The sequence below is a fragment of the Escherichia sp. E13S3 genome (assembly GCF_004212325.1).
Taxonomy (GTDB): Bacteria; Pseudomonadota; Gammaproteobacteria; order Enterobacterales; family Enterobacteriaceae; genus Escherichia.
Genome location: NZ_RHJR01000018.1, coordinates 289,763 through 303,752, shown reverse-complemented (window position 1 = coordinate 303,752; position 13,990 = coordinate 289,763). Strand labels below are relative to the sequence as shown.

The following is a 13,990-nucleotide window of genomic DNA, read 5'->3' as shown; positions in this document are numbered from 1 at the left end:
TTTAAAGGTGTGTTAACGTTTCTATGGTAAATCGTGAAATAGTAATGGATTACATCCTTTCCTGTTTACAGGATTTGGTCGAAAACGGTGTGGAAATTAAGCCTGACAGCGATCTCGTCAACGATCTCGGCCTGGAGTCGATCAAAGTGATGGATCTCTTAATGATGCTTGAAGACAGATTTGATATTTCCATTCCTATTAATATTCTGCTGGATGTCAAAACCCCTGTGCAATTAATGGAAACACTACTTCCATGGCTGGAGAATAAATAATGGGGCTATACGATAAATATGCGCGTCTTGCGGGCGAGCGACTGCAATTTAGCGATAACGGGTTAACGCCGTTTGGCACCTGTATTGATGAAGTGTATTCCGCCACCGAAGGGCGTATCGGCAATAAAAAAGTGATTCTGGCCGGGACCAATAATTATCTCGGTTTAACTTTTAATCATGATGCCATCGCCGATGGTCAAGCAGCGTTAGCGACGCAAGGCACCGGCACCACCGGTTCACGTATGGCTAATGGCAGTTATGCGCCGCATCTGGCGTTAGAGAAAGAGATTGCCGAGTTTTTCAATCGTCCTACCGCTATCGTTTTTTCAACCGGTTATACCGCTAATTTGGGCGTCATCAGCGCACTCGCCGACCATAACGCCGTGGTGTTGTTGGATGCCGACAGCCACGCCAGTATTTATGACGCCTGTTCTCTCGGCGGCGCGGAAATTATTCGTTTCCGCCATAATGACGCCAACGATCTGGAGCGTCGCATGGTTCGCCTCGGTGAACGGGCAAAAGAGGCGATTATCATCGTTGAAGGCATCTACAGTATGCTCGGTGACGTTGCGCCGCTGGCGGAAATTGTTGATATCAAACGTCGTCTCGGCGGATATTTAATTGTCGATGAAGCGCATTCGTTCGGCGTGTTAGGCGCAACGGGGCGCGGACTGGCTGAAGCTGTCGGCGTTGAAGATGATGTGGATATTATCGTTGGCACCTTCAGTAAAAGCCTGGCCTCGATTGGTGGTTTTGCCGTGGGTTCGGAAGCGATGGAAGTGCTGCGCTACGGCAGCCGTCCGTATATTTTTACCGCCTCTCCTTCTCCTTCCTGCATTGCAACCGTGCGCTCGTCGTTAAGAACCATTGCCACTCAACCAGAGCTGCGGCAAAAGCTGATGGATAACGCCAACCATCTGTATGACGGTCTGCAAAAACTGGGTTACGAGTTAAGCTCACATATTAGCCCAGTAGTGCCAGTAATAATCAGTTCGAAAGAGGAAGGTTTACGCATCTGGCGTGAGCTTATTTCGCTGGGCGTGTATGTGAATCTTATCCTGCCACCTGCCGCGCCGGCGGGCATGACGCTGCTGCGCTGTAGCGTTAATGCTGCCCACAGTCGCGAGCAAATTGATGCCATCATTCAGGCGTTCGCTACTCTGAAGCAGTAACGTGAGCCCGCCGTGGTGTTGCGCCACGGCGGGTTTAATGTTGACTGTCATACCAATACACCAGGCTCAACGCCACCAGTACAAACGCTATCGGTAAACCGAGCGCGGTAACGGGTGCGCTCAACGCAAATAGCAATCCCAGATTGACCATGATTTGGTAGCTGATCCAGGTGAGTAAGCCAACGATGACGCCTACAGCGAGACGGCTACCCATCCCTGGCGAGCGCGGGGCGCTAAAGGTAAACGGTACAGCCAGCAAAATCATCGCCAGGGTTAAGATCGGTTGCCCCAGTTTTTCCCACAGTGCAAGGCGGTATTCGCTGCTGGGTTGCCCGGTTTCCTGCAAATAATGGATGTAATGATTAAGCTGACGGACAGAAAAAGTATTCCCCGGCATCGATAACTCTTCAAGATTCATACTGGTGAAGGCCGATTGCCAGGCAAGATTATCTAATGTTTCCAGCGTTTCTTTGCCATTCAGCCATTTTTTATGATTCACACCATGCAAGATCCACGTTTTGTCGTCTTCAATGGTGGCGCTGCGTGCATAAATGTAGGATTCGAGCGAGAGATTGTCGCGGTAATGAAATATCTCCACGCCCACCGGCTGGCCCTGCTCGTTTAGCGATTTCACCGTCACAAATTCATTACCGCGCCTGGCCCACAGCATATTGCCAGTAATGTCATTGTCCTCCCCCAACGCGGTGGCGGTCGATTTGATTTGCAACGCCTGTTGCTGCAATGGCGACGCCACCCACTCATCTATCGCGCCTAACGAAACAGTCCACAATATCCCGGCGACCAGCGCCACCAGTGCAATACGGAAGATAGAAAACCCCGTGCTGCGAATGGCGGTAAGCTCACTGTTTTTCGATAACTGCCCCAGGCCAACAATACCACCCAATAACGCGATAAACGGCGAAAGTTCGACCAGTGTGCGCGGTAAGGTCATTAGCACTACCAGCACTGCCTGAGTCCAGCGATAACCGCCCGGACTGACATCATCCAGTTCGTTAATCAGGTTGAAGGTGGTAAAAAGCGGCAGCAATAGCCCTGCGGCGGCGGCAAAACCGAGAAAGAGGTAACGGATTAAATAGCGACTGAAAACATTCATCGGGAAAATTTCTGCAGCAAGGAGAAGTCGCGTGCAACCAGCATCAGCAGGCCCATTAGCATGAGTGCGGGCACTAACCACAAACCAGGAATGAGGGGAATAGCGCCGTTAGCCACCAGCGTACGACAGACGTCGCCGCCATAAAAAATGGCAACAAACAGCAACGTCAGTGGCAGTAACGTTGAAAATCGCCCTTGCCGCGGTTTTACCCGACTTAAAGAGATAGCCAGCAGAGCCATTAACAACGCTGTCAGGCCACGGCTTTGTCGCCATTGCAGTTCGGCATGATCGGCAGGAAATACAGAGCGCGCCAGTTCCGCGACCGATTTCGCTTTGCGTTTGACGTTGGCACTTTGATCCAGTGGATTGAGATGTAATTGCAGATTACGGTAGATCTGTTCGTTGTCGTCACTGCCCTGATGATCGAGTATATAAGCCGTGCCGGTATGCAACATAACGGTTGGCTTCTCCGGAGAGGGGTCAACAACATCAAGCGAACGGGCGCGGAAAACGCGGGTTCGGTTGGCGGTAGAGGTGTAAATCAGCGCGTCAGTCAGGCGATTATTGTCTTGATCAACCGTCTGCGAAAGGATCATTCGTCCGTTATCGTTAGTGTTAAATTTCTTTGCCCGCAACTGGCGAACATCCAGCTCCGACTGCGACTGTTGTTCCAGTTGATAAATCTGCGCATAAGCCCAGGGCCGACCATACATCGACAACAGCGTGACAAAAATGCTTAATGGAATTGCCAGATACAGAACGGCTTTATACAAACGTGCGGGACTGGCGCCCGCCGCAGAGATAGCGGTAATTTCTGAGTCGGTATACATCTGCCCAAGTGTCACACCAACCGACACATACAGGCCCACTGGGAGTAACATTTCAAGCGCTATCAGCACTTTGTAGAAAACAACATTAAGTACTACATCAAGCGCTAAAGTCCCATTGGCTGCTTCGGTCAGGTAACGCTGTGCAGAGTAACTGGCGAAGATAAAGATCAAAAAACCAACGATAATCAGCACCAGACGGCGTGTACCACGCATGATGTAGTGTTCAACCAGCTTCATCTCACTAACGCCCTCAATCCTTTGAGTTTTTTATTCATTGATCAGCTTCTGCGCCAACGCAATGACCTGATCAACCTCTTCTGGCGTCAGGCTGCCGTCCTTCGCCCACTGAATTTGCCCGTATTTATTCAGCACCAGAATGGTTGAACTCTGTTCCGGCAGTTGCCAGGCAACGCGCCCCAGACCGCTGCCGTCGATTACGAATTGCGCCCACGGATAACGACGTTTATTTTTTTCAATTTTACCTGTCACAAAATAGCCGGTGCCAAAGATGGCATCATCGGTGTTCACAATGGTGGTGGGCTGAAAACGATCCTGAGGAAAGTTTGCTGTTTCTACTGCTTTGATTAACAGAGAGTTCTTCTTCTTCGCTGACTTTCGCCCAGCGATATACTGAATAATGCGGACTTTTCCTTTCAGTTGCGTGCTGTTCCACTTTTGATAGTAAATTTCGTCATTTTTGAGCAGTAATTCGCCACCGTCCTGAATATAAACAGGTGTGACCGGTTTTCCGATGACGAAATTGTGCGCAGTAGCGCAGAACGAGAAGAGTGAAAATATCAGCGCAGTAATCAGACGAGAGGGCATCATTACTCCGGTTATAGCGGAAAACGCGAAATCAGCAGTTCTAAGCGCTGACGAATATCGCTGTCGAGTGCCACTGGCGCATCATACGATTGGCGATTGTCCAAATCATCCGCCACCATGTCGTCGTGCTTATCCCCCATCAGGCCATTAATGGCCGCCAGGAAGCGGGAAATCTGCAACGCCTCTGTATTTTCGGGATCAAGCGATCTTAGAGTGTCGTAATAAGAAACCTGCTGACTGATGATTTTTCGCACATCATGAAATTCCCTGCCGGTTAGCTGCGGCCTGGCAATAATTTCTTTCAGGATGCGCATTTGCTTCTGCCGATAAGCGATAAAACCATTAACGCTTTCTAGCTGGCTATGGCGTAATGAATAGTTCACCAGCCACCAGACAGGAGAGCTTAAATAAATACGTAACAGGTTGCCGTAATACGACACAATATTTTTCTTACCGTTACGAAAACCATCCTGAAAACGCCCCAGAAAAACGGTCGTTTTGCCAAATAAAAAACCAGCCTGATGCTTCTTTAAATACAGCCGTTGCGCAAAACGCAGATGCTTGTAGCGCGCTCGCATGTATTTATACTGTTTGCGTTCTTCGTCGGTAAGAGAGTCACCTTTAGCCTGCTTCAGGGTCAGGTGGAGTAACGCCTTGCGATTGACTCCGTCCAACCAGAATCTCAGGCATAATGCATAATTATCATGAATAATTTCCGATGAACAACGCAGTGCGATCGTTGGTGGTAAGCTAACTTGAGCGTCAACAACATCATCTTCTTCGACCGCGATAAATAAACGCTCACTGACCTCAAGTGGAAAATATTTTTTCATCATTGGGATTTTTCTCCCACTGCGTTATAGGCCAATAAATGGCGTTGAAAGAACGCCTTCAATGTCGGAATTAACGAGAGCACCACATCAAGACATTGCCCACCGAAGTAAGCAAATGCTGCCCCCAGCACGCCAAACAGATGGCAGAACATGAACAGCAATACGATGTAGCCGATTGAGGCGATGGTTTGCGCCACGAGAAAAGCACGCTGTTTCCCTGCCATTAGCAATAATGACTCCTGTGGGAAGCCCAGCATCGAAATAACAATGGCTCCGAGCATCACCTGGATCAGGTCATACGCTTCGAGATACTTAACACCAAACACCAGTGAAATAAGTGGCTTGCCAACGATTAACACGGCCAGCGCCACCAGAATGCCAATCCCACCTGCCAGCAATCCAGACTTCACGCCCAGGAGCCACGGTCTGGTAGTTCGTGGATCTAAGCGCATGACTTCAGGGTAAAAACTCTTACCCAACAAACTGGCGGGCGTCCCGGCGGCATCGAAGAATGTCATGGCGATTTTAAATAACCCGGCAGCAGCTGGCCCTAATACGATCCCCACCAGCACCGTGCTACATGAATTACGCGCCGACCAAATGGAATGGGCAATGTTGGTTGACCAGACAAAACTCCATGCGCCTTTGATGTGTCGGGCAGACTCAAACAGATTCAATTTGAACGCGTTATGGATATTTCTGCGGCGTAATTCGCGCGCGGCAAACCACCAGTACATAGTGCCGCCAACCAGATTCGATGCGTACCAGGCGATAACAAATCCGGCAAAGCCAAAGTTAAAATACCAGGCGATTACGCTGCCCGCTGCGCGCAGAAAAGGTTTCGTCGCCTGCTGTACAGCAATCAAATCGAAGCGATCTACCGCACGCAGAATGCCGGTCGGCGTGGAGGAAGCCATTGAAGGAATGAGCGTGCAATACAGCGCCGCCAGCCAAAAGCTTTGGTCATCCAGACCTAATGAATGGGAAAGGAATGGCAGTAAGGCAATGCCGCCGACAATCGCCACCGCGCCGCTGACGATATCCAGCGAGAAGGAAAATGAGACAACATTACGGAATTGCTGGGGATTATTGTTGGTTAATGCTGGCGTTCCGTACTGCACCACCAACTGCCATGTCTGAAACTTAATAAAATCACTAATCGACTTGGCATAAGACTGTATGACGACAAGTACACCAAACATCGCTGGCGTCATTCCTTTACCGGCGCACGAAAGCGCCAGTAAGCCCAGCAAGGCACTCACGACATTGCTGGAGCCTAACCAGGCGCTGTTACGAATAATGGTGCGAAAGGCTCCATCTGCAAACCAATGTTTGATGTTAAAACCTGCCAATTCAGCCTGACCTTATCGTTGAAAAATGAAAAATATCCCGTCTGCCTTAAGTCAAGCTTCGGCGGTCAGAAACGATGGCAACCAGAGAAACCGCTTTCTGTGCCTGTTCCAGCACTTCGCTGTAGGGCGCTCTGGAATCAATCTCTAAAATTTTTGTGCCGTTATAGCCAATCTTCGACATGACGCCGATTTTGTCCTGCAACTCGGCATAGTCATGGTCAGGCTTGCGGGAAATGGCAGTATCAATATCAATCCCCAAACGAATGATTAATTCAGGACGGTACTGCGCCATTTGTTGGTATAACTGTCGCTCGCGCTGCGCCAGAAATTGGTTGATTTTCCCGGTCGCGCGCTCGACGCCAATCCCCGGCCCGTCATAATAAAAACCGGAAATTTCCGCCTGCGGAAAGCGATCGCTGACCACCAGAACGCCGCTTTGCGCCAGTCGCTGGACCTTGCGCAGATTCGCCATTCTTCGCAGCGAGAAGCAGTACATAATCACCGCCGCCCAGAGCGCCGGAGAGCGAGTTTTCATGCTTTGGGTTTTCGAGGATTTTGCCGCCAGTCGCCGCTCCAGCCAGACACCAACCAACGGTAATCGTTTGATTTTGTCACCGTCTTCGCCGGACAGTAGCCCCAGATAGCGCCGCTCGGTTTGCCAGTGCTGTTGCAATGATTTCACCAGATCGGTGGTCAGCGTAGATTTACCGGTGCCATCGCACCCGACCACCGCAATTAGCCCCGGAATGTAGCTGGGCTGCGGCGCGGTAGTGCTGTTAACAGCTTGCGTTTGTAGTGCATCCATTCTTTAAATCATCCCCTATCCATTTTGGTGATCAGGAAAGTGCGGCGTGAATTGCACGTAGTGACGCTTGCAGGATTTCATCGGCTGGTTGCCGACCATCCAGTTCAAGGATCCTGGCGCCGTTGAAAGTCAGTTGCGGCGTAACGGCGATTTTTTCCTGTAACGCTGCCAGTTGATGGTCAGGTTTACGCGAAAACGCGGTTTGTTCATCAATGCCAAGACGAATCAACAATACGGGCAAATAAGACGCCATCCATTGGTACAGCTTCAGCTCGCGCTGCCTTAACATTTTTACCCAGCCATTACCGCCTTTAGTTTTAGCCAGTTGTGGACCATCAAAACGAAAGCCAGGGACTTCAACCTGCGGGTAGCGGTCGGTAATCAACAAAAAGCCATGCTGGCTTTTTCTCAACATTTTTCGAAACTTGTACGCCCGCCAGCAGGAAAGCAAATAGATAACCAGCGCGGTAATATTGCCTGGCGGTGTTGAGGGCTTTTCATGTACATGAGCTGCCTTACCCCGCAGATAACGCCCAAAAGGGGCGCCAATTATAGGGAACTGTGAAATCCATTCGCCAATTCGTCCGGAAGACTGCCCAAGATAAATTTGTTCTGTTGGCATTATTGCTGCCAGTTCATTCACCAGGCTTGCCGTGAGGGTCGATTTACCTGAACCATCACATCCCACAATGGCAATAACACGCACTGGCATGGAATTAATTATTGACATATTACGTTGATTCACGAAAAACCCGGCAGCAAATAATGTATTGAATATTACGTGGTCCGTGCTCAGAATATCCGTTCAACCTTATTGTGACAATGGTTAATTGTGACATTGACCTGAATTACGCTTTCATTAAAACATATTAACCAGATAAATATTTGGGATGGATATTTAAATTTAAAGATATATTCATGCAGTCTATAACACCTCCATTAATAGCCGTTATTGGTAGTGATGGTTCAGGCAAGTCAACAGTTTGTGAACATCTCATTACCGTTGTCGAAAAATATGGTGCCGCAGAAAGAGTTCATTTAGGAAAGCAAGCCGGAAATGTCGGTCGTGCAGTGGTAAAACTGCCCTTAATGGGAAAATCGCTTAATAAATCAATTGAACGCAATAAAGTGAAAACAGCGAAAAAATTGCCTGGGCCAGTTCCGGCGCTGGTAATTACAGCGTTTGTCGCCCGCCGCTTACTGCGCTTTCGTCATATGCTTGCCTGTCGTCGTCGCGGGTTAATTGTTTTAACCGACCGTTATCCACAGAACCAGATTCCTGGCGCTTACGATGGTACGGTGTTCCCGCCTAACATTGAAGGTGGTCGTTTTGTGTCATGGCTGGCAAGTCAGGAACGTAAAGCATTTCACTGGATGGCGAGCCATAAGCCTGATCTGGTCATCAAACTCAATGTCTCCCTGGACGTGGCCTGCGCGCGTAAGCCTGACCACAAACGAGAATCTCTGGCGAAGAAAATTGCCATAACGCCAAAGTTAACCTTTGGAGGCGCGCAACTGGTTGATATCGATGCCAATCAACCGCTGGAACAAGTGCTGGTTGATGCGGAAAAAGCGATAATGGATTTTATGACAGCGCGAGGTTATCACTAGTCAAAAGTGATAATGCCCGATCGCAGGACCGGGCATTAACAGGAAGGTTAGATAAGCTGCAATGCAATCCAGTACAGACTACCAGACAGAAAAATTGCCGCCGGTAAGGTAAACACCCACGCCATCAGGATACTGGTTACCGTTTTACGCTGTAACCCACCGCCATCTACCACCATCGTCCCCGCCACCGCAGAAGAGAGTACGTGAGTTGTGGAAACAGGCATCCCAATATAACTGGCAAGACCGATAGATACCGCCGCCGTCATCTGCGCCGCCATCCCTTGCGCATAAGTCATGCCGCGCTTACCAATTTTCTCACCGATGGTCATCGCTACACGGCGCCAGCCAATCATGGTGCCAATACCGAGTGCTAAAGCCACCGCCATGATTATCCACACTGGAGCATATTCAATGGTGCTTAACATATCGCTGCGCAGTTTTTTCAGCAGGCTCTGGTCTTCTTTGCTAACGCCTGGCAGTTTCGCCAGCTTCGCAGAGGTATCAGAGATACAAAGCATAATACGGCGCAGCTGACTGCGTTGACTTACGTTTAACGGCTCGTAGCTTTCCATATTGCCCGGCAGCATCGTTTTAACGCGCGCAATCGCATCAAAGGTATTTGCCGGATGACAATGGAACTCCGTCACTTGCGTGCCATCAGTCGATGCCGCAGGCAATGGAGGTTCCATTGCAATTAACTTCTGCGGCAGTTCAGGATGCTGTTGCAGATAGTGTTCAAAGTTGGTGACGGCATCGCGAGTACGGGTAATTTCATAGCCAGACGCATTCATATTGACGACGAAACCAGCGGGCGCTATCCCCACCAGCACCAGCATCACCAGGCCGATCCCTTTCTGCCCGTCGTTCGCACCGTGCGAAAACGCCACGCCCGCAGCGGAAACAATGAGGGCAATACGTGTCCAGAATGGCGGCTTACGTTTGCCTTTTTTCTTTTTGCGATCTTCAGGAATTCGGTGAATACGGTCACGCTTTTTCGTCCCGCTCCAGAAACGGCGCAGCAGGAAAATCAGCCCCCCCGCAATGACCAGGCCGACGATGGGGGAGACAATTAACGAGGAGAAAATCTTGGTCACTTCACGCAGGTTTAACGCATCCATCACCGATGAGCCGGTTAACAGCGCGTTGGTTAAACCGATGCCGATAATCGCACCAATCAAGGTGTGCGAACTGGAGGCCGGTAAACCAAAGAACCACGTTCCCAGGTTCCAGATAATCGCCGCCAGCAGCATGGAAAAGACCATCGCCAGACCGTGGGTTGACCCCATATTCAATAGCAAATCGGTTGGCAACATATGGACGATGGCATAAGCGACACTAAGTCCGCCCAATAACACGCCAAAAAAGTTAAAAAATGCCGCCATCACCACGGCAAGTTGTGGCTGCATGGCACGAGTATAAATAACGGTTGCCACCGCATTCGCCGTGTCATGAAAACCATTGATTGCTTCGTAGAACAACACAAATGCCAGAGCAAGTAATAACAAAAGCCCTGTGTATATATCAAGGCCAACAAATAAATTTAGCATATATTAGATTACGCCATTTTGAATTTACGAACGGACGCATTATCAGTGACTTTAACGGCGTGGGCAAAGTGAAATATCATTTTTTAACGATAAAAAGAGTGTTATTTCTTTAGTATCAGATAATAAGTTGCCATTCAAAATTTTAAGAAATAATTAATGGCGAATCATTTCAATCATTAATACATTCATGTTGTGAATTTATTAACTTAATGCATTTCAATATTCAATATTTTGAGCATTCCATGAACGATTTTCCGTGCTGATTATTTTTGATAATCAGCACGGGTTTGCGAAAAAGTCTATTACTCTTTCAGCACAATTAGCGGTTCAATATCACTCTCTTTTTTGATGACCAGAGATTCATCGCCGCGCAAACACGTCCCGCCGTAGTTGCCGCCCACGGTGAAGGTACATACCTGAATGTATTTACCGTCCACTTTTGGCAGGCACCACAGTTGCTGGTAGATATTTTTCTGCTCGGCAAATTTACCGCTGGTTTGGTCGAGCACCTCTTCATGATGGCTGACCAGGTCGATATTGCTACCACAGCGACCGGCAATCGGTTTCACGGCGTAACCGGTTTTCACCAGTTCATCATTAACAGTGAAATCGGTATCCAGCAGATAACGATGATGCGGGAACAGCGACCAGAGAATTGGCAGAATCGCTTTGTTGCCAGGGATCACCGTCCATAGCGGTTCAAAGACCAGCACTTCCGGGCGTAGCAGAACGTCGATAAGACGCACTTCATTTTGCGGATGACCAGTGCGAATCGGTACTGCGGCAAACTCACGGTCGCTGACTTCGCGAATCTGATCAAACGCCGTTTCCCACGCCCAGGTCTTCCACACGCAGTTAACCAGTCGCCCTTCCCCATCAATCAGTTGTCCGGCAGCATCCCAGCCCAGTTCATCTAGCCCACGCAAGATACGCGTTTCAAAGCCCGCCTGTCGCAGCGCCTGCTCCATAAACTGAGCGTGATAGTTCTCCTCAATATCTTTGTCCTGCATGATATGGACAAACGGACGCGCACGACTGTGTTTCCACGCGCCAGCCAGTTCGTTAATCAGCCCTTCCGCCGGATTGAAGCCATTGCCTTTATAGCCCTGCTCCGCCCAGCGTTCGAGGATCAAGCCCGCTTCAGTATGACAAGAGGCTGAATCGGCGTTGTATTCATAGACCTTCAGGCCACGTTCATCCATACAGAAATCCATACGACCGGTGATCATATGGTGGCGACGACGCTGCCAGGAGAGGCGCAAACGCGGCCAGAGGATTTTCGGAATGTCGAACAACGCCAGCAGGTTGTCATCTTTCAGCACTTTATCGGTGGCGTGAAGATACATCAGGTGCAGCTCGTTGGTGGCTTTAACCAGTTCCTGTTCGGCGCTCTCCGTAATGGTGTAGTAATGATACGGATCCTGATTAATCACCTGACCGTTGGCCTGCACATAGGCGTTTTGTAGCGGATCTTTTTCATCCAGCCATTTACCGTCAAACTGGCCTTTGTTTTCCAGTCGCGCTCCGCTGATCTTCAACAAATCGCCTGCAATTTCCGGCTGTGGCAAGCTGTATTCAGTATCTTCCGTCTGGATCATCCAGCCCAGAATAGTGGTGTCATCGAAGGTGTCTTTGAGGGTATAGCAGCCGTTTTCTACCACCATCTCCAGCTCGCGCGTCCACTGTTGCCCTTGCGGCAACGGGGAATGAATCACGTTCTGTTCCGCAATACGGACTTTGTTGCCATGCAATTGGGTAATGATGGCGACATGGCCGGTGTCTTTAAATTCACCGCCTTTATCCCAGATAAGAAGCGCGCCCGCGACCGGCGCACGCGGCGAACCGTTAGGAAATGCCTGCAATGGCAGAATGTTGTCATTAACCACTTCACGCAAGAAGCGCAGCGAGAAAATCTCCCACGCCATGCCCACGTCAGTGAAGACCACACCGTAGTTCAGAAAGAGAAAACGGCGAGCAAACTCAACGCATTGCCATTTGTGGCCCATATATTCATCGTCGATATAGCTACGGAATACGGCGTCATCTTCGTATTCCTGCGGATCGAGAGAACTGTAATCTGAAGAGTAGATTGCTACACCACCGGGGGCGTAGCCCAATAACGTCCCGAACGGGGCATCCTGGCTGGTCGTTCCTTTGCTCATCACTTTACCTTTAACAATACAACCTAAGCAGTTGGCGTAATTGTTGTGCTCTGATTACCTGCTCAGCGACATTAACCGGACAGAGGTTAGACTTATCATACACCTCAACGCAGCGGCTGGCGCAAAGGGTTAAAAAATTCACATTCTGTACAGCAAGTGACCTGCTACACTGCTTCAACACTACCACTCAGAAGGCAACTCACTATGGCAGACAATACTTATCAGCCCGCGAAAGTCTGGACGTGGGATAAATCCGCTGGCGGCGCGTTCGCCAATATCAATCGCCCGGTTTCTGGTCCTACACATGAAAAAACGCTGCCCGTTGGCAAGCACCCATTGCAACTCTATTCGCTGGGAACGCCGAACGGTCAGAAAGTAACGATTATGCTTGAGGAGCTGCTGGCGCTGGGCGTCACCGGCGCAGAGTACGACGCGTGGCTGATTCGCATTGGCGATGGCGATCAATTCTCCAGCGGTTTTGTCGAAGTGAACCCGAACTCGAAAATTCCCGCTCTGCGCGATCATACGCATAACCCGCCGATCCGCGTGTTTGAGTCAGGATCGATTCTGCTTTATCTGGCCGAGAAATTTGGCTACTTCCTGCCGCAGGATCTGGCGAAGCGAACTGAAACGATGAACTGGTTGTTCTGGTTACAGGGCGCTGCGCCGTTCCTCGGCGGTGGTTTTGGTCACTTTTATCATTACGCGCCGGTGAAAATTGAGTACGCCATTAACCGCTTTACCATGGAAGCCAAGCGCCTGCTCGACGTGCTGGATAAGCAACTGGCGCAGCACAAGTTTGTTGCGGGCGATGAGTACACCATTGCGGATATGGCGATCTGGCCGTGGTTTGGCAACGTGGTGTTAGGCGGCGTGTATGATGCCGCAGAGTTTCTTGATGCGGGCAGTTATAAGCACGTGCAACGCTGGGCGAAAGAAGTGGGCGAACGTCCGGCAGTGAAACGTGGGCGTATTGTTAACCGCACCAACGGACCGCTGAACGAGCAGTTGCATGAACGCCATGACGCCAGTGATTTCGAGACAAATACGGAAGATAAGCGCCTGGGGTAATGGTTACCGTTCGTCGCAGCAAGCCATCCAGACCAATGTAGGCCGGATAAGGCGTTCACGCCGCATCCGGCAATCAGGCACAATGCCTGATGCGACGCTCGCGCGTCTTATCAGGCCTACGAAAGCATCCGGCTTTAATCATCACGCGCTGGTAATGTCGTAATCCATTTGGCGCAGCGCGTCTAATGTGGCTTTGGCTTCATCTTCGTCGATGATGCTCATGGCAAATCCGACGTGCACCAGTACCCACTGGCCCAGCAGATCGGCAGGGTTACCTTCGCAAATCAGGGCGATATTCACGTCACGCTTGATACCACATACTTCAACCTGCGCAAGCTGGTGAATATCTTCACCGACAGCCAGCACCTGGCCTGGAACGCCAATACACATTGTTAA

At 49.9% G+C, this 13,990-nt stretch carries 14 protein-coding genes; 4 read left to right on the top strand and 10 right to left on the bottom strand.

The genetic code is table 11. From position 1 onward, the window contains the following. Window positions 1-23 precede the first annotated feature (23 nt). Window positions 24-272 (top strand): acyl carrier protein, encoded by a 249-nt coding sequence (locus D9597_RS19095; RefSeq protein ID WP_001697422.1) that lies wholly within the window; start codon window positions 24-26, stop codon window positions 270-272. Further along, window positions 272-1,444 (top strand): aminotransferase class I/II-fold pyridoxal phosphate-dependent enzyme, encoded by a 1,173-nt coding sequence (locus tag D9597_RS19090; RefSeq protein ID WP_130223993.1) that lies wholly within the window; start codon window positions 272-274, stop codon window positions 1,442-1,444. The genes D9597_RS19095 and D9597_RS19090 overlap by 1 nt, the downstream gene beginning before the upstream one ends. Window positions 1,445-1,478: 34 nt before the next feature. Here D9597_RS19090 and lptG read toward each other — a convergent pair whose 3' ends face one another. Genes lptG through D9597_RS19055 form a run of 7 tightly spaced genes read right to left on the bottom strand, consistent with a single transcriptional unit; the run spans window position 1,479 to window position 7,948 of the window. After that, window positions 1,479-2,558: an LPS export ABC transporter permease LptG gene (lptG, locus tag D9597_RS19085; protein ID WP_130223991.1), complete on the bottom strand. Its 1,080-nt coding sequence runs from the start codon at window positions 2,556-2,558 to the stop codon at window positions 1,479-1,481. Continuing rightward, the gene (gene lptF / locus D9597_RS19080; protein ID WP_130223989.1) at window positions 2,555-3,625 is read right to left on the bottom strand and encodes an LPS export ABC transporter permease LptF; all 1,071 of its coding nucleotides are present in this window, start codon (window positions 3,623-3,625) and stop codon (window positions 2,555-2,557) included. The genes lptG and lptF overlap by 4 nt, the downstream gene beginning before the upstream one ends. A 30-nt stretch (window positions 3,626-3,655) precedes the next feature. Then, window positions 3,656-4,213 carry a YtfJ family protein gene (locus D9597_RS19075; RefSeq protein ID WP_130218311.1) on the bottom strand — a complete coding sequence of 186 codons (558 nt, stop codon included), beginning with the start codon at window positions 4,211-4,213 and terminating at the stop codon, window positions 3,656-3,658. 11 nt (window positions 4,214-4,224) lie between these two features. Continuing rightward, window positions 4,225-5,049: a hypothetical protein gene (locus D9597_RS19070; RefSeq protein ID WP_130223987.1), complete on the bottom strand. Its 825-nt coding sequence runs from the start codon at window positions 5,047-5,049 to the stop codon at window positions 4,225-4,227. After that, window positions 5,046-6,398, bottom strand: coding sequence for a lipopolysaccharide biosynthesis protein (locus D9597_RS19065; protein ID WP_130223985.1), 1,353 nt, complete (start codon window positions 6,396-6,398; stop codon window positions 5,046-5,048). Before D9597_RS19065 ends, D9597_RS19070 begins: the two co-directional genes overlap by 4 nt. A 46-nt stretch (window positions 6,399-6,444) precedes the next feature. Next, the gene (locus tag D9597_RS19060) at window positions 6,445-7,203 is read right to left on the bottom strand and encodes a hypothetical protein (protein WP_064529665.1); all 759 of its coding nucleotides are present in this window, start codon (window positions 7,201-7,203) and stop codon (window positions 6,445-6,447) included. 31 nt (window positions 7,204-7,234) lie between these two features. Next, window positions 7,235-7,948, bottom strand: a complete 714-nt coding sequence (locus tag D9597_RS19055; RefSeq protein ID WP_130208017.1) for a dTMP kinase — start codon at window positions 7,946-7,948, stop codon at window positions 7,235-7,237. 173 nt (window positions 7,949-8,121) lie between these two features. Here D9597_RS19055 and D9597_RS19050 point away from each other — a divergent pair, with 173 nt between their 5' ends. Further along, window positions 8,122-8,814 (top strand): dTMP kinase, encoded by a 693-nt coding sequence (locus D9597_RS19050; protein WP_130223983.1) that lies wholly within the window; start codon window positions 8,122-8,124, stop codon window positions 8,812-8,814. 47 nt (window positions 8,815-8,861) lie between these two features. Here the strand turns inward: D9597_RS19050 and pitB are convergent, their stop codons facing one another. Then, a complete protein-coding gene (gene pitB / locus D9597_RS19045) occupies window positions 8,862-10,361 on the bottom strand; it encodes an inorganic phosphate transporter PitB (protein WP_130223981.1) in 1,500 nt (499 codons plus the stop codon). A gap of 302 nt (window positions 10,362-10,663) precedes the next feature. Next, entirely contained in the window at window positions 10,664-12,523 is a 1,860-nt protein-coding gene (gene gss / locus D9597_RS19040; RefSeq protein ID WP_130223979.1) for a bifunctional glutathionylspermidine amidase/synthase, read from the bottom strand. Window positions 12,524-12,727: 204 nt separating this feature from the next. Here gss and yghU point away from each other — a divergent pair, with 204 nt between their 5' ends. Beyond that, on the top strand, window positions 12,728-13,594 hold the full coding sequence (yghU, locus tag D9597_RS19035; protein WP_130223977.1) for a glutathione-dependent disulfide-bond oxidoreductase: 867 nt from the start codon (window positions 12,728-12,730) through the stop codon (window positions 13,592-13,594). 141 nt (window positions 13,595-13,735) lie between these two features. On the opposite strand, the gene hybG is transcribed toward yghU, so the two are convergent. Then, on the bottom strand, window positions 13,736-13,984 hold the full coding sequence (gene hybG, locus D9597_RS19030; protein WP_000334896.1) for a hydrogenase maturation factor HybG: 249 nt from the start codon (window positions 13,982-13,984) through the stop codon (window positions 13,736-13,738). Window positions 13,985-13,990: the final 6 nt, after the last annotated feature.